The sequence below is a fragment of the Cytobacillus sp. S13-E01 genome (genome assembly GCF_029193815.1).
Lineage (GTDB): Bacteria > Bacillota > Bacilli > Bacillales > Bacillaceae_L > Bacillus_BV.
This window is the reverse complement of record NZ_JARFVC010000008.1, coordinates 53,134-76,959: the sequence shown is the minus strand read 5'-3', so window position 1 is coordinate 76,959 and position 23,826 is coordinate 53,134. Positions and strand designations below refer to the sequence as shown.

Below are 23,826 nucleotides of genomic sequence, written 5' to 3'. Positions count from 1 at the left end.
AAAATGGTGGTTTTACTACCGAGTATAGAAAAAAAGCTCCCACTTCTCGAGTAAGTGGGAGTTTTAAGGTAGAATAGATACTAGTAATCGTTTACATGGGGGAGGAAATACATAATGGAAAGAAGCTTATCAATGGAATTGGTCCGTGTCACAGAGGGTGCAGCACTCGCATCAGCGCGTTGGATGGGACGAGGCTTAAAGGATGAGGCTGATGAAGCAGCAACTTCTGCAATGAGAGATGTATTTGATACTGTACCGATGAAAGGGACGGTAGTTATAGGTGAAGGGGAAATGGATGAAGCACCTATGCTTTACATTGGTGAAAAATTAGGGACAGGCTATGGTCCTCGTGTTGATGTAGCAGTAGATCCACTAGAAGGAACAAATATTGTTGCTTCTGGAGGCTGGAATGCTTTAGCTGTTCTTGCTGTTGCAGACCATGGAAACCTTCTCCATGCGCCAGATATGTATATGGATAAAATAGCTGTTGGTCCTGAAGCAGTAGGCTTAATTGATATTAATGCTCCTATTATAGATAATTTAAGAGCGGTCGCAAAAGCAAAAAATAAAGACATTGAAGATGTTGTTGCAACGGTATTAAATCGCTCAAGACATGATCATATCGTCGCTCAACTTCGCGAAGCAGGCGCGCGTATAAAGTTGATTAATGATGGTGATGTAGCTGGTGCTATCAATACAGCATTTGATCATACTGGAGTAGATATTTTATTTGGATCAGGCGGAGCACCTGAAGGGGTGTTAGCGGCAGTTGCGCTTAAATGCTTAGGCGGTGAAATACAAGGTAAATTAATCCCTCAAAATGATGAAGAACTTGAGCGTTGTATTAGAATGGGCTTAGATGTAAACAAAATCCTTCTAATGGAAGATCTAGTAAAAGGCGATGATGCGATTTTTGCAGCGACTGGGGTAACCGATGGTGAGCTTTTACGTGGAGTGCAATTTAAAGGCTCAATCGGAACAACTCACTCAATCGTAATGCGTGCAAAATCAGGGACAGTGAGATTTATTGATGGTCGCCATAGCTTAAAGAAAAAACCTAATTTAGTTATACGCTAAAGTATTAGCAACCATCAGTTAGACTATCCTTCTGATGGTTGCTAATGCCGTTAGTAATCTATCTACAAACGCAGGGGCGCGCCCTGCGCTAGACACTAAAACTAGGTACAAACTTTTATACTTTCTTATCTTTTAAAAAAAGGGTTGATTAAAAATAGAGAAAGAGGGTACAATAAAGTATTGCTTCTACAATGTTAAGCGTTCTAAAATTGTGCCATTAAGTTTAATAGCTCGTACTTCTAGTAAACCTTCACTATCTTCTTTTGTTCCATCCATATCAATTCTCACTAAACTGTTAGTAATCATATATGGGGGGATGTTGGTTGACAATTTGTCGCCAGCAACTTTTTACTGTTTATTAGTTGGTGTTTTTTGTAAATATTGTTGCTTCTTAGAACCTTTGAAAAGAAAAGTGCCTTGTTTAGTAATGCATTTTAAAAAAATATTATATAAGATAAAGAGTGGTGTCGTAATGAGTATTTTTACAATTTCAAGTTTAGAAAACATGAAGCTCAAGGAACTCTATGAGCTTGCACGCGAATTTAAGGTTTCATATTACAGTAAATTATCAAAAAAAGAACTGATATTTGCAATTCTTAAAGCACGTGCAGAGCAAGATGGACTATTGTTTATGGAAGGTGTTTTGGAAATTATTCAATCAGAAGGCTTTGGCTTTCTAAGACCAATTAACTATTCCCCTAGCTCTGAGGATATTTATATCTCAGCATCGCAAATTCGTCGTTTTGACCTACGAAATGGAGATAAGGTTTCAGGAAAGGTTCGTCCACCAAAAGAAAACGAGCGCTATTATGGATTGCTTCATGTTGAAGCAGTAAATGGTGATGATCCTGAATCGGCTAAGGAACGTGTACATTTTCCAGGCTTAACTCCATTGTATCCAGATCGACAAATCATCCTTGAAACTACACCTAATCAATTATCAACGAGAATAATGGATTTAATTGCACCTGTAGGCTTTGGGCAACGTGGATTAATTGTTGCACCGCCAAAAGCAGGTAAAACGATGCTCTTAAAGGAAGTTGCGAACAGTATTACAACAAATAATCCAGAAGCTGAACTAATCGTATTATTAATCGATGAGCGTCCAGAGGAAGTAACAGATATTGAACGTTCTGTTGCAGGTGATGTAGTTAGCTCGACATTTGACGAAGTGCCTGAAAACCATATAAAAGTGGCCGAGCTTGTGCTTGAGCGAGCAATGCGCCTAGTAGAGCACAAGAAAGACGTTATTATTTTAATGGACAGTATTACTCGTCTTGCCCGTGCCTATAACCTAGTGATTCCACCAAGTGGTCGTACACTCTCAGGAGGTATCGATCCAGCAGCATTCCACCGTCCAAAACGATTCTTCGGAGCTGCAAGAAACATTGAAGAAGGCGGAAGTTTAACAATTTTAGCTACTGCCCTTGTTGATACCGGTTCAAGAATGGACGATGTTATTTATGAAGAGTTTAAGGGAACAGGAAACTTAGAATTGCATCTAGACCGTGCACTCGCGGAAAGACGTATTTTCCCTGCAATCGATGTTCGCAGGTCTGGAACTAGAAAAGAAGAGCTACTTGTACCTAAGGAACATCTTGACAAACTTTGGGCAATTCGCAAAACAATGTCAGATACTCCTGATTTTGCAGATAAACTTATTCGTAAACTGAAGCAAACTAAAACAAATGCAGAATTCTTTGAGCTGTTAACAGTCGAAAAGAAAACGCCGACGCCTACTGCGACAAGAAAAGTTTAACGATTTCCTAAAAGTTAACATTTAGCAATACAAGGATTAAGTTGCAAAACAACCCAACCCTTGTTATAATTTTTTCATATGTGATTCTAAGATTGAAAAGCGAGTAATCGCCGAGTATAATCTAGAACATAACTCTGTTTCAGATGATTCAGGGCGGAAGGAGATGAGAAGAATGAAAACAGGAATTCATCCTAACTATAAAAAGGTTCAGGTGAAATGTGCTTGTGGTAACGAATTCGAAACTGGTTCAGTAATGAACGAAGTAAAGGTTGAGGTTTGTTCTGAGTGTCACCCATTCTATACTGGCCGTCAGAAGTTTGCTGATGCAGGTGGACGTGTAGATAAATTCAACAAAAAATACGGTATTAAGTAAACCGTTTAAAAAACAGGCAAGTTCTTCACTATCTTGCCTGCTTTTTTTTGCTAAAAAGTGATCTTACTTAGTCATTATCCTTATATCATACAATTTTAAAACTTTTAATTAGGCTTACTTTGTAAGCTGAATTTTTTAATATATGGTAAGTATAAGAGTTTAATCAAAGTTTTATTGCCTAGCTAACGCGTAATGCGGTCAAACTCGAAAATGAAGCCGAGGAAGGGGAGGCCGTTTCATGTATATAATGAACCAAAGTGGCTGGCTCGAACTAATTTGTGGAAGTATGTTCTCGGGTAAATCAGAGGAGCTTATCCGACGAGTACGTCGTGCACAGTTTGCGAAACAAAATGTTCAGGTATTTAAGCCAGCAATCGACAATCGATATAGCGAAGAAAGTGTTGTATCACATAATGGAACGACCGTTACTGCTAAACCAGTTCAAGCGTCAATTGATATTTTACAACAAGTTATAGTAGCTACGGATATTGTCGCAATTGATGAAATTCAATTTTTTGATGACGAAATAGTAGACGTCGTTCAAATTTTAGCTAATCAAGGTCACCGTGTAATTGTAGCAGGATTGGACCAAGACTTTCGCGGTGAACCATTTGGACAGGTTCCTGCCTTAATGGCAATCGCGGAATCTGTAACAAAGCTGCAAGCAGTTTGTACTTCATGTGGGTCTCCAGCTAGCCGCACGCAACGTCTAATTGATGGAAAACCGGCTTCTTATAATGATCCTATCATCCTTGTGGGTGCATCTGAATCCTATGAACCAAGATGTCGTCATCATCATGAAGTACCTGGTAAACCCATAACTGACATCCTCTCTAAAAAAAATACGACTTCAACTTATTAACGCACACCTCGTTGGTTGTGCGTTTTTTGGTATTTAGAATAAATGATTTAAACGTTTTCACCTTCAAAAAAACAAAAAAACAATTGCCATAGCCGACTTGATTTATGCTTTAAGCATTGCTTTTCTTTTTTACACCCACATAAACAATAAAACCTATCAAAGCGCCAACTGTATTTAAAATAATGTCATCTACGTCAAAACTTCCTCGTTTACTGACTAATTGTATACTTTCAATCATTGTAATACCGATAATAAAAATAATAATAAAGCGGAAAATATTTCTTAAAATTGGGAACAATAGTGGAAGAAATATTCCAAACGGAATAAAAACACCTATATTGCCGGCTAAATTAATGATCCATGTTGAGAAAGGGAAATATTCATAATGAATAATATAATTTTTCACAGTACTAAAGGGCATAAAATTATACATGTAAATTGGACTTTGTGTACGTGAAAAACCAAAAAACATCGAGTATAGCAAGATAAGCAAGTAAGAACCAAAAAGAAGTAAGGCAGTATTCCTTTTTAACAAAATAAAAACATCCTTTAAAGTTGTTTGAAGTGTAATTGTAACAAAATGTTTTCTGTAAATAAATCCTTCTAAAGAACTTGACCCAGAAATGAAATAATCGGACGAGGTAGATTGTTTTATAAATTCATGAAGCTTGTACAACTTTTTTAGAGTTTTATTTTAAAGTAAGGAAAAAAATCAAGACTTCATAAAACAATGCTGTGAGGGAAATATAAGGGCAGGAGGTGTTTTTATTGATAAAAAGATTTCTGCCTGTGGTGGTTGCCGTGCTATTTTTATCGGCATGTAACGGGGGTCCTAACAATGAACTTCAAGCTCAATCTGAAGATCGAAATAGTGCTAAATTAATGGACTATGATGAGAATAACGGCTTTTATGAAAGAAACCTAAGGGATGACGACAACAGAGATTATAGCATTAACACTAATCCCAACTTTATTGATTTAACGGAAGATCGACCAGACATTGGTGATGATCAAGAAAAAATTGTTCAAGTGATCCAACGTTACACTGAATTTCAACCAGGGTCAGTGTTTGTAAACGGACGAGATGCGTGGGTAACGGTTCATACAACGGAAAAATTTTCAGACAAAGAAAAGAAAGTGGTAAGAAAAGATCTCCATCGCACACTTATTAAAGCGATGCCTCGTTATGATATACATTTGAAGATACATGATGGAGATTAAATGAAAATGCGCAGGGAAATCGGAGCAATAATTACAATAAATTAAGAAAAGCGCAGGGCGCCCTGGGCTAGACAAGCGATATAAAAAGTGGGGCGAGCCCCACTTTTGTTAAAACAATAATCCGATAATCCCTTTGCGCTTTACTTTATTTTGTCTTGGCAAGTCATTATCAAGAAGTAAAGGAAGATCCTTTTTAAACTCACGTGTATTTTTTTCGGTTTGGAGCTTGTGAAACTGCTCCTCTAATGCTTTTATTTTTTCGTTAAGCTCTTCAATTTCTCGCCGTTGTTGCAATAACTGATAGGACACGACTTCGCTTGCTTTATCCTCAATTTTGCGTTCATTTTGCTCAATCCGTTCAAGTAAAGAGGCAAATTGCTTCTGGGTGGGTTGTTGTTCAATTGGTGTATTCATGCTTTTAAAAATCCCCCTTCTAGGTGCTTTCACGTTCATTTCACTCACCGGAATCCCACTCCTCATTTGCTCGCAAATATGTGCGAAGAACTCGAGATTCGTTTCATCGAAAATATAATGCCCGTTTTCATTTTTTCTGCATGTAAGATTAAAATGCTTTATCCACCTATGAATTGTCTTAGTAGAAACACCTAATGTTTTAGCAAGTGTAGTTGTATTCATAAAACCACTCCCCTATTCTTACAATGCTCGTCCAAAACGCATACGTATTATGAAACAAAAACGCCATCCGAGCTTTTTGAACAATTGTTAAAGTAGAGTTTCTCCATTTATTTAACCAATCCTTCCTATTAGACAAAACTAGTTCTTATTCGGCAAAGAAAGAAGATTTCTTACAAATAACTAAATAAGGTGTCGATTGTTTATGGAGAATAATGATAAATATAGCTTTGGGGTGACAAGCGGGCGCCCTGCGCTTTTCTTACAATTTGCTTTGACGCTTTGCATAACCTATACTATAATTAGAATGTTATGGACTAAAATTAGAGGTGAATAGTGTGTTTGATCGTTTAGAAGCTGTTGAGGCTCGTTATGAAAAACTAAATCAATTGTTAAGTGACCCCGATATCATAAATGACAATAATAAATTACGAGAATATTCCAAAGAACAATCAGATATACAAGATACTGTAGCAGTATTTAGAGAGTATAAATCAATTAAGGAACAAATCGAAGATGCAAAGGCTATGTTTGATGAAAAGTTAGATGCTGATATGCGTGAGATGGTTAAGGAAGAACTTTCAGAATTACAGGAGCAACTTGAAGTAATTAGTGAGAAATTGCGGATACTTCTGATACCGAAAGATCCGAATGATGATAAAAACGTTATCATGGAGATTCGTGGTGCGGCAGGCGGAGATGAAGCTGCATTATTTGCGGGCGATCTATATCGAATGTACAGTCGTTTTGCTGAGGCACAAGGCTGGAAAACAGAGGTAATTGATGCCAACTCAACAGGTGTTGGTGGGTACAAAGAAATCATTTTCATGATCAGTGGTAAAGGTGCGTATTCAAAGTTAAAATTTGAAAATGGTGCCCATCGGGTGCAACGTGTACCTGAAACAGAATCTGGTGGTCGTATCCATACTTCTACTGCAACAGTTGCTTGCTTACCAGAGGCAGAAGAAGTAGAAGTTGAAATCCACGAAAAGGATATCCGTACAGATACGTATGCATCAAGTGGAGCTGGTGGTCAAAGTGTAAACACAACGATGTCTGCTGTTCGTTTAACACATGTGCCGACAAACACTGTTGTAACTTGTCAGGATGAAAAATCTCAAATTAAGAACAAAGAAAAAGCAATGAAGGTACTGCGTGCTCGGGTTTATGATAAAATCAACCGTGAAATTCAAGCAGAATATGATCAAACTCGTAAATCAGCAGTGGGTACTGGAGACCGTTCTGAACGTATTAGAACATATAACTTCCCGCAAAACCGTGTAACTGACCACCGAATCGGCTTAACGATTCAAAAACTTGATCAAATTTTACAAGGAAAGCTTGATGAAGTGGTTAATGCTTTAATCATGGAAGATCAGGCATATCGAATGGAGCAAGCTGAGTAATGGAGCAATTCTCAAAAGTGTATGAAGCCCTAAACTGGGCTTCTTCTTGTTTACGCAACTCTAACCGAGATGAAAACGTTGGCGAACTGTTACTAAGTCATCATTTAAAAATGATTCGTTCCAGTTTATTGGCAAGCCTGCGTGAAGACATTGAACCTAGCATTATTGAGCAATTTATTAGTGACGTAAAAAAACATATCGATGGAATACCTGTTCAATACATCATCGGCTTTGAAGATTTTTATGGTCGTACATTTAAGGTGAATACAGAAGTTCTTATTCCACGTCCTGAAACAGAAGAGCTTGTTGAAGGTGTTCTTAAGCGAGTAAAAAGGTTATATGTAGACGGTGAAACAGTATCTGCGGTTGATGTCGGAACTGGAAGTGGTGCAATTGCGGTCACACTTGCTTTAGAAAATCCTGCTATAGAAATGTGTACGGTTGATATCGCAAAAGAGTCGATTGAAGTGGCAAAACTAAACGCAGAACGTCTACATGCAAAAGTTCATTTTTATGAAGGTGATCTATTACAGCCTTTGATTATGCGCAAGAAGAAGGTTGACATCGTTGTATCAAATCCTCCATATATTCCTGATCTAGATATTGAAACACTATCCACAGTGGTAAAAGATCATGAACCCATTCGTGCATTAGTTGGCGGGAAGGATGGATTGGATTTTTATCGCCGCTTTATGATTGAAATTCCCCAGGTACTTAACGAAAAAGGGGTGGTGGCCTTTGAAGTCGGTGTTGGCCAGGGTCAGGCAGTTGCAGATATGCTAGCTGCGACCTTTCCGTTAGCAACAATTGAAGTAATGAATGATATTAATGGGAAGGATCGAATGGTGTTTGCGGAGATAGGATTTTAGTAAAGCGTCAATCGAACTAAAGGCGCTTTCCCCCTTTTTACAAGCAATTCTATCATCTATAAGTGAACCTTCAATCAGTGGGTTTTTTCTTCAATCCCCCACCTAAACTTCCCTAAGTTTGAGATTGGGGTTTTACTGCGCGTTAATCATGGGATAAATTAAAGATTACTAGATTTTTTTGATTTTACTAGTTTAAGATTAGCATCTCTTGTCTAGACTGTCTTAGTGAAGGGGCGGTGCTAGTAAAATGAAAAATCAAATCGTAATCATCATTTATATTCTATTATTATTTATTGGAACTAATGTAGGTTTATATAGTGACCGACTGTCAGCAGAGGCTAGTGGTCCAGTAGTCATTCCGGATGAAGCTATCCGTTTGCGTATTCTTGGTAATAGTGACTCTGAAAAAGATCAAAGGTTAAAAAGAAAGATTCGTGATGAAGTTAATGCGGAAATCACAAAATGGGTTGAAGAACTTACATCGCTTGAAGCAGCAAGAGAGTTAATTAAAAGCCGTTTGAGCGATATTGAAGCAGTAGTAGAAAGAACATTAGTAGAAGAAAAAGTTGATCAAACCTACACAGTAGATTTTGATAGTAATGTCGAATTTCCGACAAAGCTTTATGGAAACTTTATTTATCCTGCTGGTGAATATGAAGCGATTCTAATCACTTTAGGTGAAGGGAAAGGTGCAAATTGGTGGTGTGTGCTATTCCCACCATTATGTTTCCTAGACTTCTCAAGCGGCGAGGCAGTAGACACACAGCCTGCAAATGAAAACCAAAAGGAAGATGGCGATAATCTAGTAGTAGAAGATGAAAAAGAAGAGGTGAAGGTTAAATTCTTTATCATAGAGTTCTTTACATCATTGTTTAGATAATAAACGTCAAGTCTATCTACTAAATTAAGAAAAACGCAAGGCGCCTGATGCTAGACACTAAAACTAGGTACAAACTTTCTTATCTTTTAAGAATAACCTCTAAAATGGTCTATTTTTTATCCTCCCTCATAGATTAGATAATAGAAAATCTAAAAAATGAGGTGGACCTGTGTTAGGGCAAATTAAAATAGCGAATGAAAATGATATAAGCCGTCTAAAGGACTTTTTAGGACAAGCAAATGTGAATTCAGATGGCGTTGATCCGACTGTGGATAATTTTATTCTTATGGAAGATTTGGACCAGAAATTGATAGCAACACTAGGAATTGAGAGAGTAAATGAAGATGGACTACTTCGTTCATTAGTCATTAGCCCTAAATTAGAGCAGCCTCAGATTCTAGCTTTGTTTAAAGGAATTCTATCTCTTGCAAAACAAAAGGAGCTGAGAAACCTTTATCTAGCAACAAATAAACAAGCTTCAGTTGAATTCTTTACGATGCTTGGCTTTGATCAGATTGGTAAGGACGAGCTGCCAGATCATTTAAAAGTGTCCCAGCATCTCCAACATGTATTAGGAGATGTGGATAACTCTATCTTCATGAGAACAAGTCTAAGGTAAGATATCCACATTATAAAACGGTGCTTATCCCGTTTTTTCGATGAGGGCCATAAAAAACAAATTTCCCTTAGTTAGTTCAATAATCCCCAAAGTTATCCACTGTTTACGAGTCCTTATCCACAATTTGTGGATAAGGCTTGTTTTGCGTCCTACAGTAAATTATACTTCAGTGATAGTTAAAGTGTGATATTATTAGCATTATTGCGCTATAAAGCGGTTTTTCAACAGGAGGTAAGCTTTATGGATACAAAAATATGGGTTGTGAATAACTTTGATGAACAGTTAGAGAGTAATCCACAGATTATTGAAGCGGCAAAGCTTCTTTCCAATAATGAGGTTGTCGCATTTCCGACTGAGACAGTATATGGATTGGGGGCAAATGCATCTTCAGATGAAGCAGTTGCTAAGATTTTTGAGGCTAAAGGACGTCCAAGTGACAATCCTCTTATTGTGCATATCGCACATTCAGAACAACTTACTAACATAGCTGTGGATATTCCAGAATTCGTTGATGTATTAATTAAGGAATTTTGGCCTGGTCCGCTAACACTTGTTTTGAAGAAAAAGAACGGAGCTGTAGGGGAAAAAGTAACTGCTGGATTAGAAACAATAGCGGTTCGAATGCCAGATCATCCAATTGCGCTTGCCTTAATCAAAGTTGCAAATCTTCCACTTGCGGCACCAAGTGCAAACCTTTCTGGTAAACCTAGTCCTACCGTAGCAAAACATGTTATTACTGATTTAAATGGTAGAATTTCAGCTATCATTGATGGAGGCTCAACTGGAGTTGGGCTTGAATCGACTGTATTAGATTGTACTGCGGACATTCCAGTTATTTTACGTCCAGGTGGTGTAACTAAGGAACAGTTGGAGGCGGTAATTGGGCAAGTTTCCATTGACCATTCATTATTTGAAGAGGGACAAGCACCTAAGTCACCTGGCATGAAATATACTCATTATGCACCAAAGTCTCCATTAACGGTTGTGTTTGGTAGTCCACAATTTCTACAGCGGCTTGTTGATAAACAGAAAATGGCTGGATTAAGAGTCGGTGTACTTGCTACAGAGGAAACCAAGGATTCCTACCAAGCGGACACTACTCTAGTATGTGGATTAAGAGCGGATTTACCGAGTGTAGCAAGTCAGCTCTATGATGTATTACGCACATTTGATGAAAAAAGTGTGGATATCATTTATAGCGAAAGTTTTCCACAGGATGGTGTAGGACAGGCAATCATGAACCGCCTGTTAAAAGCTGCAGGAAACGAAGTTATTCATGAATAAAGAGGTTGGTATCAGGCAGAGTCTGACGCCAACCTTTTTGTTCTAATTTTTAATTTTGGTCTGTTCTTTGCTCTGTTACTTTTCTACCATAATAAGACCTAACTCTTTTCTAAGTCTATTTTTAGTTGGACGTGCATAAATTGAAAATAGACGAGTCCGAGGAGGTAGGAGTGGGTGGCAAGTGTTCTGGGAGAATTCTTAACTTTATTTGTAATGGCATTTGCATTAGGAATGGACGCTTTTTCTGTGGGCCTTGGGATGGGTCTTATTCAATTACGTCTTAAACAAATATTTTACATAGGCCTTATAATTGGATTGTTCCATGTATGGATGCCCTTAACAGGGATGATAATAGGAAGATTTTTATCAGACCAATTTGGTATGATTGCAACCTATGCAGGTGGTATTTTATTACTTTTACTTGGGTTTCAAATGATTAGGTCTTCACTTAAAGAAGAAGAAGCAAGAATGATTACTCCAGTGGGGTTTGGGTTATTTATTTTCGCCTTAAGTGTAAGTTTAGATAGCTTTTCAGTTGGTTTAAGCTTAGGTATATATGGTGCACGCACGGTTATAACAATTCTTATGTTTGGTATAGTAAGTATGTTTTTAACTTGGATTGGCTTATTATTAGGAAGAAGAGCTCAAAACTGGTTTGGGTCATATAGCGAGGCATTAGGAGGAAGTATTCTACTAGCTTTTGGGATAAAATTACTCCTTCCTTTTTAAAATAATACCTTATGACATTTTTGTGAGTCGGGAGATGTTTTCCGGCTCTTTATTTCTGTTCCCGCTATGTATATGTTTTTATATGTTTTATAATATTGGTTAAATGGAAAAATAAAACGGTAGCTATTGTAGTAAGGAGGAAGCTAATGACTAACATTTTATTTGTTTGTACAGGAAATACGTGTCGGAGCCCAATGGCAGAAGCGATCCTTAAAAGTAAACAACACTCTGATATTGCCGCGAAATCAGCAGGCATGTTTGCCGATAACCTTAGTGAGGCTTCTTTAAATACTCAAAAAGTCCTAACTGAGGAAGGAATACCGATTAACCATCAGTCTTCATTGCTCACGGGAGAACAGGTCGATTGGGCGACGTATATTTTAACGATGACAACAAGTCATAAAACATTAATTCTAGAGCGTTTTCCACAAGCGTTAAGTAAAACGTTTACACTTAAAGAACTTGTTGGAGATGGACAAGTAGGGTTAGATAGTGATATTACCGATCCATTTGGCGGTCCGTTGCCGATATATCGTGACACCTATAAGGAGCTTAATCAGTTGATTGAAAGATTACTAATAAAACTAAAAAAAATATGAACAAATCGGGTAATAGTAATGCCTTTTTCAGAAAGATTGATGTCTCTACCATATGAAAAATGATGACAAGGCAGAAATTAAGTAATTCATTTTTTATATGGTCAGACCTATTGTTACAAGAGCCTACAAAAATAGACGTTATTAACAATAGTTTTTAAGAACTTGAAATGATAAAATGGGTAAAAATGTGCAAACGGAGGGTGTTTTAATGAAAGTAGCTATTGCTTCTGATCATGGTGGTTTAAACATTCGTGAAGAAATAAAAAAATTAATGGATGAAATGGAAATTGAATATATTGATTTTGGTTGTGAGTGCGATACCTCGGTCGACTATCCAGACTATGCTGTACCTGTTGCCGAAAAGGTTGCAAATGGTGAAGTGGATCGGGGCATCTTAATTTGTGGAACTGGAATTGGCATGAGCATTGCTGCTAATAAAGTTAAAGGCATTCGTTGTGCGCTTGTCCATGATACATTTAGTGCAAAAGCAACTCGTGAACATAATGATAGCAATGTTTTAGCAATGGGTGAGCGTGTAATAGGTCCTGGATTAGCACGTGATATTGCGCAAATCTGGCTAACAACCGAGTTTGAAGGTGGCAGACATGAAAAGCGAGTTAATAAAATGATGACATATGAAAAAAATAGCTAAGAGGTTTCGTGAAAGGAAGATTGCGGAGTGGCTAATGATATAGAACTGTGGAAACAACAGTTAGAAAAAGTACTCGCGGATTTTAGTGAACAAGCGACCTTGTCAAATGATCATTTATTTGTAATTGGATGTAGCACCAGTGAAGTGATTGGTGAAAAAATAGGCACATCAGGAACAATGGAAGTTGCAGCGATGATTTTTAACGAAGTGAAAGTGCTTCAAGAAAAAACTGGTGTGCTGCTAGCGTTCCAATGTTGTGAGCATTTAAACCGAGCATTGATTGTTGAACGTGAGACTGCCAGAGCGAAAAAATATGATATCGTAACGGTTACACCTGTACGTTCTGCAGGAGGAGCAATGGCAACACATGCTTATCACAATTTTACGGACCCTGTTGTCGTTGAGTTTATTAAAGCTGATGCTGGTATCGATATTGGAGATACCTTTATAGGCATGCATTTAAAACATGTCGCCGTGCCATTAAGAAGCACAGTTAAACAGGTTGGCCATGCTCATGTCACATTGGCCAAAACACGCCCAAAACTTATCGGTGGTGCCAGAGCTGTTTATGATGAAAAAGAAGAAAATTATACTTGTTGAACATAATCCTCACTTTGCTTGGGGATTTTTTTCTATTATGTAGGCTCTTTTCTGCAAGATTGTTACTAATACATTGACCAAATACCATCGTTATCCCTAGATGAGGTGAAAATCAACAGTAACTCCGAAAGTTTATTTCCAATAAATTGAAATACTCGCCTATTACACCAAAATACTCGTCTAATTTTGAAAATACTCGCCGATAGTCATAAAATACCAGCCTGTATCGCTAAAATACTAGTCAAAACTACCAGAATACTCGTCCAAGCCGTTTTTGTAATCTACGAATCCCGATAAATAATTCTGACTATCCCTTCCTCTAACCTTGGGAAAGTGCTAAAATGAAGAAGAATTTGCAGGAAAAGTACAAAGATACACTAAAAGCTTAATGATATAAAGGGGGATTCCAATGAAACATTTATCGCAGCAGGATGAAAGCGTTTTTGCAGCTATTCAAGATGAGTTAGGGAGACAACGCACGAAGATCGAACTTATTGCTTCAGAAAACTTTGTTAGTGAAGCCGTAATGGAGGCACAAGGATCCGTTTTAACAAATAAATATGCTGAAGGCTACCCTGGTCGTCGCTATTATGGTGGTTGTGAGTATGTTGATGTTGTTGAAAACATTGCACGCAACAGAGCGAAAGAAATTTTCGGAGCTGAGCATGTAAACGTACAGCCGCACTCTGGTGCACAAGCGAATATGGCCGTTTATTTCACGATTTTAGAGCAAGGCGATACGGTACTCGGGATGAATCTATCACATGGTGGTCACTTAACTCACGGAAGCCCAGTTAACTTTAGTGGTATTCAGTACAACTTCGTTGAATATGGTGTTGATCAAGAGACACATCTAATTAATTATGATGACGTGCTTGAAAAAGCAAGATTACATAAACCAAAATTAATTGTTGCAGGTGCAAGCGCGTATCCTCGTGCAATTGATTTTAAACGTTTTAAAGAAATTGCAGATGAAGTTGGAGCATATATGATGGTTGATATGGCTCATATCGCAGGTCTAGTTGCAGCTGGCCTCCATCAAAACCCGGTTCCATATGCAGATTTCGTAACGACAACAACACATAAAACACTTCGTGGACCTCGTGGTGGGATGATTCTTTGTAAGGAAGAATATGCAAAGAAAATCGATAAGTCAATCTTCCCTGGAATCCAAGGCGGACCACTGATGCATGTAATTGCAGCAAAAGCTGTAGCATTCGGTGAAGCTCTTGAAGACGACTTTAAACTATACGCACAAAATATCATCGACAATGCCAAGCGTTTAGCAGAAGGCTTGAAAAAAGAAGGCTTAAACCTTGTTTCAGATGGTACAGATAATCATCTATTGTTAGTGGATGTTCGATCTATGGGCATCACAGGTAAAGTAGCTGAGCATGTTCTTGATGAAGTAGGCATTACTGTAAATAAAAATACGATTCCATTTGATCCAGAAAGCCCGTTTGTAACTAGTGGTGTTCGAATTGGGACAGCGGCAGTTACTAGTCGCGGGTTTGGTCTAGAAGATATGGATGAAATTGCTTCAATCATTGCTTTTACATTGCAAAATGTTGAAGATGAGTCAAAGCTTGCAGAAGCAAAACAACGTGTAGAAGCTTTAACAAAGGATTTCACATTATATAAAGAGTTATAATAGCCAACACTAAGAGGGTCAGACTACAATTGTTTGACCCTCATTTTGTCTTTAAATATGTAGAAATTAGCAAATTTAATGTCTTGGCTTGAACATGAACCACTTTTTCTGTAAAATCTATTGAGGTGTTAAGAATCGTTCGAATAGCATGGTCCAAAAGGAGAGGTTACAAGGATGGGAAAAGTATTTGTGTTTGATCACCCACTAATTCAGCATAAGCTGACATACATACGTGATATTAATACTGGAACAAAAGAGTTTCGTGAATTAGTCGATGAAGTAGCTAGCTTAATGGCATTTGAAATTACGCGAGATATGCCTCTTCAAGAAGTAGAAGTTGAAACACCGGTTAGACTTGCAAAATCAAAAGTTCTTGCAGGTAAAAAACTTGGAATTATCCCAATTCTACGTGCAGGACTCGGAATGGTTGATGGAATTCTAAAATTAATACCTGCTGCAAAAGTAGGTCATATCGGATTATACCGTGACCCTGAAACATTACAGCCGGTTGAATACTATGTGAAATTACCATCTGATGTAGAAGAACGTGATTTTATCGTTGTAGATCCAATGCTTGCAACGGGCGGATCAGCAGTAGAAGCTATAAATTCACTAAAAAAACGTGGTGCGAAAAATATTAAGTTCATGTGCTTAATTGCAGCGCCAGAGGGTGTAGAAGCAGTTAAAGAGGCGCATCCAGATATCGATATTTATATTGCTGCACTTGATGAAAACTTAAATGACCATGGCTACATCGTCCCAGGACTAGGGGACGCGGGTGATCGTTTATTTGGAACTAAATAATGATGAAGGGTCTAATCCGAAAAGCGGATTAGGCCTTTTTAAAAAGATAAGAAAGTATAAAAGTTTGTAACTAGTTTTAGTGTCTAGCTCCGGGCGCCATCGGACCCGAGGTCATAAGACAATCCCTGCCCGAAGGTAAAAAACGCCTTCAGTCAGGGCTCGTCTTATGCTTGACTTGCATAGGATGTGCTGATGTCGATGTTCGCCACAGGACGTGGCGGGTTTTAATCGATGCGCCAAAAGGCGGGCGCCCTGCGCTTTTCTTATTGTTTAGGAATTTATAATTTAAAATAGACATGTATTTCAAGATATTGGAATATAGGCGACATATTTTCAACTAAAGAACCATCAAATTTCTTAATAATAAAACACCATCGTTTGAGAGACGCTAACACTGAGGTGTTTAGATGCAAAATAGATTTACATTACTTTTACTTTGTTTACTTTGGATAACTATTCCTATCAATGCAGAAGCTGCTGCTATATTTCCGCAGCGACCGGAGCTTCCTCATTTTTCACAATCAGAAAAGATTAGTTCAATAATTATGACTGAGGAATCCAATCTATCGAAACTTGTCAAGACGACCACACGTCATTATCCCCTGATCAAAATAAACAGAGTGTTCGATACTGCATTTCACGGTTTTTCTGTTTACGGTAAGCGTTCAGATATCGAAAAACTAAAAAAGGAAGCGGGTGTTGAGCAAAGTTTTCCAGTATCTACCTACAAAGTCTCTCTTGATGAAAGTGTTCCGTTTATCGGAGGAGATAAGATTCGAGGTTTATTTGATCAAAGCAATGAACGAATTACTGGTAAAGGAATCAAGGTCGGTGTCATCGATACAGGGATTGATTACAACCATCCTGATTTAAAGAATAATTATCATGGAGGCTTTGATTTAGTAGATGGTGATAATGATCCAATGGAAACAAAGGGACAGGCAGATCTGCAAACCTTCCATGGAACACATGTAGCAGGAATCATTGCTGCTGATGGAAAACTAAAGGGTGTTGCTCCGGATGCGGAAATTATTGCCTACCGAGCATTAGGTCCTGGTGGGGTTGGTACTTCAGAACAGGTTATTGCAGCAATCGAACAGGCAATTAAGGATAAAGTCGATATAATCAATTTATCGTTAGGAAACACAATAAATGGACCTGATTGGCCAACGAGTATTGCATTAGATAAAGCTGTTGAAAAAGGGATTATTGCAGTTACATCGAGTGGGAATTCAGGTCCAGAAGTATGGACAGTGGGCTCACCGGGTACATCTTCAAAAGCGATTTCAGTTGGGGCATCTACTCCTCCAATTAAGGTTCCTTTTTTACAAATAGGAGCCAAAGCGCGGAAAATCAATCTAACGCCTATGCAAAATGCAAGTCCCTGGGATTTACAACGTGAATATGAAGTAGTTCCAGCGGGAATTGGTGAAAGAGAACAGTTTGTAGATGTAAAGGATAAAATTGTGCTGTTAGAAAGAGGTAAGATCACTTTTACCGAAAAAGCATTACATGCAAAGGAAAACAGAGCAAAAGCGGTTTTAATTTATAATAATGTTGAAGGTGAATTTGCAGGCAGTTTAGAATTAGAGCTTGATATTCCGGTTGCCTCCCTTTCAAAAGAAGACGGACTATGGCTGAGTAAGCAACTTGAATCATCAGAAAATAATTTTATTCGTACAGAATACCTTGAACATGTCGATGAACTAGCAGCGTTTAGCTCAAGAGGTCCTGTAACCCAAACGTGGGATATCAAACCAGATGTCGTAGCACCAGGTGTTGCGATAGACAGTACCGTCCCAAATGGCTATCTTGCCTTACAAGGGACAAGTATGGCGGCTCCACATGTTGCAGGTGCAGCAGCGCTAATTAAACAAGCACATCCTGATTGGACACCAGAACAAGTAAAAGCCGCATTAATGAATACTGCGAAAATACTTGTTGATGAAAAAAAACAAGAATACAAACCCTATGAACAGGGTGCAGGGAGAATTCAACTGAAGGAAGCAATTGAAGCAGAGTCATTAGTGTATCCAAGCTCCTTTGCATTTGGAATGCTGCATCAAGAGGATATTAGAACTGAACGAAGTATGAAAGTCACAATTGACAATCAATCTTCCGAAACAAAACAATATCGTTTTAAACTACCAAAACAACAAAATGGTTTGCAATGGAAGCTTCCAAACTCGTTATACGTTGGTCCAAAGCAGAAAAAAGTTATTTCAGTAACACAAGATATCACACCAAGCGTAATTGGAGCTGGTCTGCATCATGGTAGGCTGGTTTTAATGGAGGGGAGTAATAAAATTGAAATTCCTTATATGTTTGTGATCGAGGAGCCAGATTATCCAAGAGTAATGGGCTTTCAATTTGGTGCAGGAGATAAACCAGATACCTTCAAATATGAGCTCTTTTTGCCAAGAGGTGCTGAAGAATATGGTATTGCACTGTATGATCCAGATACGCTAAGGTTTATTACCTTCTTAGATTGGGCCAAAGATGTGCCAAGAGGAGTAATAGAAAAAGAAATCACCCAAGAGGATATTGGGCTTAAAGGAATTTATAAAGCCATTGTCTTTGCTAGAAAAGAAGGACAAGAAGATACGGTAGAGGTAGATATTGTAATTGATAGTGAAATAAACCTACCAGGGTAAGTGAAAAAGCGAGTAAAATGTGAACAAATTGTGAATGATGAATTTGTAAATTACAGCGTTACATCTGTATCTAGGTTTCTCAAGGTGGAATATATATTGAGTTTACAATGCCTCCACCTTGTTAACCAAAAATATTACCATAAAAACAATGAAATTGTTTGTGATGTTTTTCACTGTAAACGCATTGACATTAATAAGTGCCTATTGTATGCTAGTCAAGGGTATAATGATAGGGTTTTCAAAAGAGCTACGAAGTGCGGTATCATCCATTATATTCGGTATTTTCTGATAACTAAAACAAGGCTAATGTATCTGGAAACTATCAAGTAAACTTATGCATTTAAGACTAGTAGCTATACTCTCTAATACAGCCCTAAAACCCATTCACACGCAAAAGCGAGGAACGTAGCGAATGCGTCAAAATCACAAACACCCTTTACAAGCGATCGCGCTTATGTCTGGTATCCTGTCCCAATTGGTAGGTTCCGTACTCGTTGGCATTTTCCTCGGAAGATGGCTGGATCAGACAATCAAAACCGAACCACTTTTCCTTATTATCGGCCTATTACTTGGACTAGCAGTTGGGATTTACGGAATGCTCCGACTAGTTCAACACTTTTTTTCGGGAGACTAAAAAATGGAAGATTTCCAGAAAATGTTTACGAGGTATCGTAAATACATATTCTCTCTGTTATCCATCTATGTACTTGGCTTTGGCTTTACTGAGTATCAACCAGTATTTCTAGGTTTGATTCTAGGGACTGTAATTAGTTTGTACAACCTGTTTGTTATGGTTAGGAAAAGTAAACGTTTTGATAAAGCCTTTGAAGAAGGTAAAAAAGTAGGTTCGTTAGGTACTCTGTCAAGGATGGCTTCAGCAGGACTTGCTGTTGTGATTGCCTTACAGTATCCAGATCAGATTCATTTAGTTAGTGTTGTGTTGGGATTAATGACATCCTATATTGTCATTATGATAGATTTCTTTTTTCAAAAACTTTCGTAAGTAACCCGAAAAGTGAAAGTGACCTTTACAAGAAACTTGATCAGTTTCAATGGACACTTGAACTGGACATATTGGGAAGAGAGGTGAATACTGTTGGGTCATGAGGCTCCTATACGTGAATTTTTAGGACTTACTTTTAATTTATCAAATGTTTTAATGATTACAATTGCAAGTGTAATTGTTTTCATACTGGCTGTAGCGGGTACACGCACCCTTGCAATGCAGCCAACTGGAATTCAGAATTTCGTTGAGTGGATTATGGATTTCATTAAGGGGATCATTAGCAGTACAATGGACTGGAAAACAGGTGGACGTTTCTTAACATTAGGAATGACCTTGTTAATGTACATTTTTGTAGCAAATATGTTAGGTCTACCATTTGCAATTATCGTCGATCAACAATTATGGTGGAAATCACCAACTGCTGACCCTGCAATTACACTAACATTAGCTGTAATGGTAGTAGCGTTGACACATTATTATGGTATTAAAATGAAGGGTGCGGCAGAGTATGGTAAAGATTTCTTAAAACCACTACCTTTCTTATTCCCACTGAAAATTATTGAAGAATTTGCTAACACATTAACGTTAGGTCTTCGTCTTTTTGGGAATATCTATGCCGGAGAAATTTTACTAGGTTTATTAGCTGGATTAGCAACGCGAGGTTATGCAGAAGGCATTGCAAGTGGTGTCATCGGTACTGTTGTTGCAGCTCTACCTATGATGGTATGGCAAGGTTTCAGTATTTTCGTAGGTGCAATTCAGGCATTTATCTTTGTTATGTTAACAATGGTTTATATGGCACACAAAGTGAGTCATGACCATTAATAATATACACCTTGTTCAAAAAGACACTTTTTGGACACGAAAAATAATGACTAAATAATTTTTTATACAATCAAAGGAGGACTATTTCAATGGGTTTATTAGCAGCAGCAATCGCAATCGGTTTAGCAGCACTAGGTGCTGGTATCGGTAACGGACTTATCGTATCTCGTACAGTTGAGGGTATCGCTCGTCAACCAGAAGCTCGTGGTATGCTTCAAACAACAATGTTCATCGGGGTTGCACTAGTTGAGGCGATTCCTATCATCGCCGTTGTTATCGCGTTCATGGTATTTGGTGCAAACTAAGTATAAGTAACTTTTGATTATGGCGAAGCATTCCAAGAGAACCTTCGCCATTCCTTTATCCCAGTTTAACTTGCAGTATAGCCTCTATTAACAACTATTGAATTTAAAAAAGTTATAGTAGTGGAAACTAAACCAATCGAAATTGGGTACAACGGGATTACTGCCCGTAAAGTCCCGATAAGATCAACTAACCATCATTGGTGGTTTGAAAGATAACAACCATTGATGAAAATTTCCTATATGTGAAATTTAAATGCTTCGATATACATGTTCAGGTAAGGAAGTTACTACTTTCCTTATTCGAATGACTCTTGAAGGGAGTGAATCAAGCTGTGTTAACAAATATGTTTGTATTAGGTGCTGCCGTTGGTGCTGAAGAATCCTTCATAAACGGTGGGGACATCCTTTTCCAATTAGTAATTTTCCTAATCCTGTTAGCATTGCTTCGCAAATTTGCATTTGGTCCATTAATGGGCATCATGAAACAACGTGAAAATCATATTGCAAATGAAATTAGTGCAGCAGAAAACAATCACCAAGAAGCGAAAAAGCTTGCAGCTGAACAACGTGAATTAATAAAAGAATCACGTGTAGAAGCGGCTCAGCTTATCGAAAGTGCAAAAAAACTTGGTGAAGATCAAAAAGACGAAATTATTCGTTTAGCTCGTACAGAAGCAGAACGTATGAAAGAATCTGCTAAGAAAGAAATCCAACAAGAAAAAGAACAAGCAGTTACGGCCCTACGTGAGCAAGTTGCATCATTATCTGTATTAATTGCTTCTAAAGTTATTGAAAAAGAATTAAGCGAGCAAGACCAAGAGAAATTGATCAACGAGTATATTAACGAGGTAGGAGAAGAGCGATGAGCAATGGAATCGTAGCAAAACGATATGCAGCAGCTCTTTTTCAAATAGCAAAAGAACAAAATACTTTAGATCAATTTGAAGGTGAACTTCGCACAGTAAAGCAAGTATTCTCTGAAAATAAAGAGTTATTATCTGTTTTACAAAATCCAAAACTAGCATTGGATCGCAAAAAAGGCATGTTAAATGATGCTTTTTCAGGTCTATCAACAAATGTGTCAAACACATTGATGATTTTGCTTGACCGTCACCGCATCAATATTGTGGTTGACCTTGTAGAAGACTTTATAAAACTTTCAAATGAAGCACGTGGAATTGAAGATGCAAAAGTATATTCAGTTCGTCCATTAACAGAAGATGAGAAGACTACAATCTCAACATCTTTTGCTGCTAAAATTGGCAAGGCTTCATTACGTATTGAAAATATTGTAGACAAAGCTCTAATTGGTGGCGTTAAGCTTCGAATTGGAAATCGTATATATGACGGTAGCGTTAGTGGTAAATTAGCACGCTTAGAGCGTGAACTTATTGCGAAAAGATCGTAGATAGGGGTGAAATTCATGAGCATCAAAGCTGAAGAAATTAGTGCGCTGATTAAAAAGCAAATCGAAAACTATCAGTCTGAAATAAAAGTGAGTGATGTAGGTACAGTTATCCAAGTTGGTGATGGTATCGCACGTGCTCATGGCCTCGACAATGTCATGGCTGGAGAACTTGTTGAATTTTCGAACGGTGTCATGGGAATGGCACAAAACCTTGAGGCAAACAACGTTGGTATCGTAATCCTTGGACCTTTCACTGATATTCGTGAAGGTGACGAAGTTCGTCGTACAGGCCGTATCATGGAAGTACCTGTTGGTGAAGCATTAATCGGACGTGTTGTAAACTCTTTAGGACAACCAGTTGATGGTTTGGGTCCAATTGAAACAACTAAAACTCGCCCAATTGAGAGCCCAGCTCCAGGAGTAATGGATCGTAAATCAGTACATGAGCCATTACAAACAGGTATTAAGGCTATTGATGCGTTAATACCAATCGGTCGTGGTCAACGTGAGTTAATCATCGGTGACCGTCAAACTGGTAAAACGGCTGTTGCAATCGATACAATTATTAACCAAAAAGGTCAAGATATGATTTGTATCTATGTTGCAATCGGTCAAAAAGAATCAACAGTTCGTGGTGTTGTTGAAACATTACGTAAAAACGGTGCATTAGATTACACAATCGTTGTAACTGCTTCTGCATCACAACCTGCTCCATTATTATTCTTAGCTCCTTATGCTGGTGTAACAATGGGTGAAGAGTTCATGTATAACGGCAAGCACGTTCTTGTTATCTATGATGATTTAACAAAACAAGCTTCTGCATACCGTGAACTTTCATTACTACTTCGTCGTCCTCCAGGTCGTGAAGCATATCCAGGGGATGTATTCTACCTACACAGCCGCTTACTTGAGCGTGCAGCAAAATTAAGTGATGCGAAAGGTTCGGGATCATTAACAGCTTTACCTTTTATTGAGACACAAGCTGGTGACGTTTCTGCTTACATTCCGACAAACGTAATCTCGATTACTGACGGACAAATTTTCTTGCAATCTGACCTATTCTTCTCAGGTGTACGTCCTGCCGTTAACGCAGGTTTATCAGTATCACGTGTTGGAGGATCTGCACAGATCAACGCAATGAAAAAGGTATCAGGTACACTGCGTCTTGACCTAGCTTCCTACCGTGAGTTAGAGGCATTTGCTCAATTCGGTTCAGACCTAGATAAAGCAACTCAATCAAAGCTTAATCGTGGTGCACGTACTGTAGAAGTACTAAAACAAGGTTTAAATAAGCCACTTGCGGTTGAAAAGCAAGTTGCTATCCTTTATGCACTAACTCGTGGTTTCTTAGATGACATTCCAGTTGTAGATATCAACCGTTTTGAATCTGAGTACTTCACTTGGTTAGAACATAACCGTAAAGAACTACTTGAAGGAATTCGCACTTCTGGAAAACTTCCTGAAGATACTGATATGCAGGCAGCTATCAGTGATTTTAAGAAAACTTTTGCAGTTACTGAGTAATAGATGAACAATCGGCGAACCATGTTTCGCCGATTATTATGACATAGACATTTGATATGATTCGGTTATAACAATAATCGATTGAC

The 23,826-nt window shown here is 38.1% G+C and carries 26 protein-coding genes; 24 read left to right on the top strand and 2 right to left on the bottom strand.

Features of this window, described 5'->3' with window-relative positions; genetic code table 11:
- Nucleotides 1–114: 114 nt before the first annotated feature.
- From glpX to PY093_RS07875, 4 genes are all read left to right on the top strand, one after another.
- A complete protein-coding gene (glpX, locus tag PY093_RS07890) occupies nucleotides 115–1,077 on the top strand; it encodes a class II fructose-bisphosphatase (protein ID WP_275645337.1) in 963 nt (320 codons plus the stop codon).
- Nucleotides 1,078–1,549: 472 nt separating this feature from the next.
- On the top strand, nucleotides 1,550–2,836 hold the full coding sequence (rho, locus tag PY093_RS07885) for a transcription termination factor Rho (RefSeq protein ID WP_275645336.1): 1,287 nt from the start codon (nucleotides 1,550–1,552) through the stop codon (nucleotides 2,834–2,836).
- A 172-nt stretch (nucleotides 2,837–3,008) separates the two neighbouring features.
- Nucleotides 3,009–3,209 (top strand): 50S ribosomal protein L31, encoded by a 201-nt coding sequence (rpmE, locus tag PY093_RS07880; protein ID WP_275645335.1) that lies wholly within the window; start codon nucleotides 3,009–3,011, stop codon nucleotides 3,207–3,209.
- Between the two features lie 238 nt (nucleotides 3,210–3,447).
- Nucleotides 3,448–4,071 (top strand): thymidine kinase, encoded by a 624-nt coding sequence (locus PY093_RS07875; RefSeq protein ID WP_275645334.1) that lies wholly within the window; start codon nucleotides 3,448–3,450, stop codon nucleotides 4,069–4,071.
- 109 nt (nucleotides 4,072–4,180) lie between these two features.
- On the opposite strand, the gene PY093_RS07870 is transcribed toward PY093_RS07875, so the two are convergent.
- The gene (locus PY093_RS07870) at nucleotides 4,181–4,606 is read right to left on the bottom strand and encodes a VanZ family protein (RefSeq protein ID WP_275645333.1); all 426 of its coding nucleotides are present in this window, start codon (nucleotides 4,604–4,606) and stop codon (nucleotides 4,181–4,183) included.
- Nucleotides 4,607–4,839: 233 nt separating this feature from the next.
- Between PY093_RS07870 and PY093_RS07865 the strand changes: the two genes are divergently transcribed.
- Nucleotides 4,840–5,292, top strand: coding sequence for a hypothetical protein (locus PY093_RS07865; protein ID WP_275645332.1), 453 nt, complete (start codon nucleotides 4,840–4,842; stop codon nucleotides 5,290–5,292).
- Nucleotides 5,293–5,400: 108 nt separating this feature from the next.
- Here PY093_RS07865 and PY093_RS07860 read toward each other — a convergent pair whose 3' ends face one another.
- Nucleotides 5,401–5,928 carry a MerR family transcriptional regulator gene (locus PY093_RS07860; RefSeq protein ID WP_275645331.1) on the bottom strand — a complete coding sequence of 176 codons (528 nt, stop codon included), beginning with the start codon at nucleotides 5,926–5,928 and terminating at the stop codon, nucleotides 5,401–5,403.
- Between the two features lie 326 nt (nucleotides 5,929–6,254).
- On the opposite strand from PY093_RS07860, the gene prfA reads away from it, so the two are divergent.
- From prfA to atpA, 19 genes are all read left to right on the top strand, one after another.
- On the top strand, nucleotides 6,255–7,331 hold the full coding sequence (prfA, locus tag PY093_RS07855; protein ID WP_275645330.1) for a peptide chain release factor 1: 1,077 nt from the start codon (nucleotides 6,255–6,257) through the stop codon (nucleotides 7,329–7,331).
- On the top strand, nucleotides 7,331–8,200 hold the full coding sequence (gene prmC, locus PY093_RS07850) for a peptide chain release factor N(5)-glutamine methyltransferase (RefSeq protein ID WP_275645329.1): 870 nt from the start codon (nucleotides 7,331–7,333) through the stop codon (nucleotides 8,198–8,200). The genes prfA and prmC overlap by 1 nt, the downstream gene beginning before the upstream one ends.
- Before the next feature lie 247 nt (nucleotides 8,201–8,447).
- Nucleotides 8,448–9,080: a stage II sporulation protein R gene (gene spoIIR, locus PY093_RS07845; protein WP_275645328.1), complete on the top strand. Its 633-nt coding sequence runs from the start codon at nucleotides 8,448–8,450 to the stop codon at nucleotides 9,078–9,080.
- A 169-nt stretch (nucleotides 9,081–9,249) separates the two neighbouring features.
- The gene (locus PY093_RS07840) at nucleotides 9,250–9,699 is read left to right on the top strand and encodes a GNAT family N-acetyltransferase (RefSeq protein ID WP_275645327.1); all 450 of its coding nucleotides are present in this window, start codon (nucleotides 9,250–9,252) and stop codon (nucleotides 9,697–9,699) included.
- Between the two features lie 240 nt (nucleotides 9,700–9,939).
- A complete protein-coding gene (locus PY093_RS07835; RefSeq protein WP_275645326.1) occupies nucleotides 9,940–10,983 on the top strand; it encodes an L-threonylcarbamoyladenylate synthase in 1,044 nt (347 codons plus the stop codon).
- Between the two features lie 213 nt (nucleotides 10,984–11,196).
- The gene (locus PY093_RS07830; protein WP_275645410.1) at nucleotides 11,197–11,712 is read left to right on the top strand and encodes a manganese efflux pump MntP; all 516 of its coding nucleotides are present in this window, start codon (nucleotides 11,197–11,199) and stop codon (nucleotides 11,710–11,712) included.
- A 146-nt stretch (nucleotides 11,713–11,858) separates the two neighbouring features.
- On the top strand, nucleotides 11,859–12,311 hold the full coding sequence (locus PY093_RS07825; protein WP_275645325.1) for a low molecular weight protein arginine phosphatase: 453 nt from the start codon (nucleotides 11,859–11,861) through the stop codon (nucleotides 12,309–12,311).
- Nucleotides 12,312–12,519: 208 nt separating this feature from the next.
- Nucleotides 12,520–12,963, top strand: coding sequence for a ribose 5-phosphate isomerase B (gene rpiB / locus PY093_RS07820; protein ID WP_275645324.1), 444 nt, complete (start codon nucleotides 12,520–12,522; stop codon nucleotides 12,961–12,963).
- Between the two features lie 27 nt (nucleotides 12,964–12,990).
- The gene (locus PY093_RS07815) at nucleotides 12,991–13,563 is read left to right on the top strand and encodes a TIGR01440 family protein (RefSeq protein WP_275645323.1); all 573 of its coding nucleotides are present in this window, start codon (nucleotides 12,991–12,993) and stop codon (nucleotides 13,561–13,563) included.
- Between the two features lie 409 nt (nucleotides 13,564–13,972).
- Nucleotides 13,973–15,214, top strand: coding sequence for a serine hydroxymethyltransferase (locus PY093_RS07810; protein ID WP_275645322.1), 1,242 nt, complete (start codon nucleotides 13,973–13,975; stop codon nucleotides 15,212–15,214).
- A gap of 174 nt (nucleotides 15,215–15,388) precedes the next feature.
- The gene (upp, locus tag PY093_RS07805) at nucleotides 15,389–16,018 is read left to right on the top strand and encodes a uracil phosphoribosyltransferase (protein WP_275645321.1); all 630 of its coding nucleotides are present in this window, start codon (nucleotides 15,389–15,391) and stop codon (nucleotides 16,016–16,018) included.
- 407 nt (nucleotides 16,019–16,425) lie between these two features.
- The gene (locus PY093_RS07800) at nucleotides 16,426–18,672 is read left to right on the top strand and encodes a S8 family serine peptidase (protein WP_275645320.1); all 2,247 of its coding nucleotides are present in this window, start codon (nucleotides 16,426–16,428) and stop codon (nucleotides 18,670–18,672) included.
- Between the two features lie 412 nt (nucleotides 18,673–19,084).
- Nucleotides 19,085–19,306, top strand: a complete 222-nt coding sequence (locus PY093_RS07795; RefSeq protein ID WP_275645319.1) for an AtpZ/AtpI family protein — start codon at nucleotides 19,085–19,087, stop codon at nucleotides 19,304–19,306.
- Nucleotides 19,307–19,309: 3 nt separating this feature from the next.
- Nucleotides 19,310–19,675 (top strand): ATP synthase subunit I, encoded by a 366-nt coding sequence (locus PY093_RS07790; RefSeq protein WP_275645318.1) that lies wholly within the window; start codon nucleotides 19,310–19,312, stop codon nucleotides 19,673–19,675.
- A gap of 93 nt (nucleotides 19,676–19,768) precedes the next feature.
- Nucleotides 19,769–20,503, top strand: coding sequence for a F0F1 ATP synthase subunit A (atpB, locus tag PY093_RS07785; RefSeq protein WP_275645317.1), 735 nt, complete (start codon nucleotides 19,769–19,771; stop codon nucleotides 20,501–20,503).
- A gap of 89 nt (nucleotides 20,504–20,592) precedes the next feature.
- Entirely contained in the window at nucleotides 20,593–20,808 is a 216-nt protein-coding gene (gene atpE, locus PY093_RS07780) for a F0F1 ATP synthase subunit C (protein ID WP_275645316.1), read from the top strand.
- A 344-nt stretch (nucleotides 20,809–21,152) separates the two neighbouring features.
- The gene (atpF, locus tag PY093_RS07775) at nucleotides 21,153–21,674 is read left to right on the top strand and encodes a F0F1 ATP synthase subunit B (RefSeq protein ID WP_275645409.1); all 522 of its coding nucleotides are present in this window, start codon (nucleotides 21,153–21,155) and stop codon (nucleotides 21,672–21,674) included.
- A complete protein-coding gene (locus tag PY093_RS07770) occupies nucleotides 21,671–22,216 on the top strand; it encodes a F0F1 ATP synthase subunit delta (RefSeq protein ID WP_275645315.1) in 546 nt (181 codons plus the stop codon). The genes atpF and PY093_RS07770 overlap by 4 nt, the downstream gene beginning before the upstream one ends.
- Nucleotides 22,217–22,231: 15 nt before the next feature.
- Nucleotides 22,232–23,740: a F0F1 ATP synthase subunit alpha gene (atpA, locus tag PY093_RS07765; RefSeq protein WP_275645314.1), complete on the top strand. Its 1,509-nt coding sequence runs from the start codon at nucleotides 22,232–22,234 to the stop codon at nucleotides 23,738–23,740.
- Nucleotides 23,741–23,826 lie beyond the last annotated feature (86 nt).

What these genes read in the sequence shown, in the direction of transcription:
- glpX (WP_275645337.1), top strand. Translation starts at nt 115, where the DNA reads ATGGAAAGAAGCTTATCAATGGAATTGGTCCGTGTCACAGAGGGTGCA.
- rho (WP_275645336.1), top strand. Translation starts at nt 1,550, where the DNA reads ATGAGTATTTTTACAATTTCAAGTTTAGAAAACATGAAGCTCAAGGAA.
- rpmE (WP_275645335.1), top strand. Translation starts at nt 3,009, where the DNA reads ATGAAAACAGGAATTCATCCTAACTATAAAAAGGTTCAGGTGAAATGT.
- PY093_RS07875 (WP_275645334.1), top strand. Translation starts at nt 3,448, where the DNA reads ATGTATATAATGAACCAAAGTGGCTGGCTCGAACTAATTTGTGGAAGT.
- PY093_RS07860 (WP_275645331.1), bottom strand. Translation starts at nt 5,928, where the DNA reads ATGAATACAACTACACTTGCTAAAACATTAGGTGTTTCTACTAAGACA.
- prmC (WP_275645329.1), top strand. Translation starts at nt 7,331, where the DNA reads ATGGAGCAATTCTCAAAAGTGTATGAAGCCCTAAACTGGGCTTCTTCT.
- spoIIR (WP_275645328.1), top strand. Translation starts at nt 8,448, where the DNA reads ATGAAAAATCAAATCGTAATCATCATTTATATTCTATTATTATTTATT.
- PY093_RS07835 (WP_275645326.1), top strand. Translation starts at nt 9,940, where the DNA reads ATGGATACAAAAATATGGGTTGTGAATAACTTTGATGAACAGTTAGAG.
- PY093_RS07830 (WP_275645410.1), top strand. Translation starts at nt 11,197, where the DNA reads ATGGCATTTGCATTAGGAATGGACGCTTTTTCTGTGGGCCTTGGGATG.
- PY093_RS07825 (WP_275645325.1), top strand. Translation starts at nt 11,859, where the DNA reads ATGACTAACATTTTATTTGTTTGTACAGGAAATACGTGTCGGAGCCCA.
- rpiB (WP_275645324.1), top strand. Translation starts at nt 12,520, where the DNA reads ATGAAAGTAGCTATTGCTTCTGATCATGGTGGTTTAAACATTCGTGAA.
- PY093_RS07810 (WP_275645322.1), top strand. Translation starts at nt 13,973, where the DNA reads ATGAAACATTTATCGCAGCAGGATGAAAGCGTTTTTGCAGCTATTCAA.
- upp (WP_275645321.1), top strand. Translation starts at nt 15,389, where the DNA reads ATGGGAAAAGTATTTGTGTTTGATCACCCACTAATTCAGCATAAGCTG.
- PY093_RS07800 (WP_275645320.1), top strand. Translation starts at nt 16,426, where the DNA reads ATGCAAAATAGATTTACATTACTTTTACTTTGTTTACTTTGGATAACT.
- PY093_RS07795 (WP_275645319.1), top strand. Translation starts at nt 19,085, where the DNA reads ATGCGTCAAAATCACAAACACCCTTTACAAGCGATCGCGCTTATGTCT.
- PY093_RS07790 (WP_275645318.1), top strand. Translation starts at nt 19,310, where the DNA reads ATGGAAGATTTCCAGAAAATGTTTACGAGGTATCGTAAATACATATTC.
- atpE (WP_275645316.1), top strand. Translation starts at nt 20,593, where the DNA reads ATGGGTTTATTAGCAGCAGCAATCGCAATCGGTTTAGCAGCACTAGGT.
- atpF (WP_275645409.1), top strand. Translation starts at nt 21,153, where the DNA reads ATGTTTGTATTAGGTGCTGCCGTTGGTGCTGAAGAATCCTTCATAAAC.
- PY093_RS07770 (WP_275645315.1), top strand. Translation starts at nt 21,671, where the DNA reads ATGAGCAATGGAATCGTAGCAAAACGATATGCAGCAGCTCTTTTTCAA.
- atpA (WP_275645314.1), top strand. Translation starts at nt 22,232, where the DNA reads ATGAGCATCAAAGCTGAAGAAATTAGTGCGCTGATTAAAAAGCAAATC.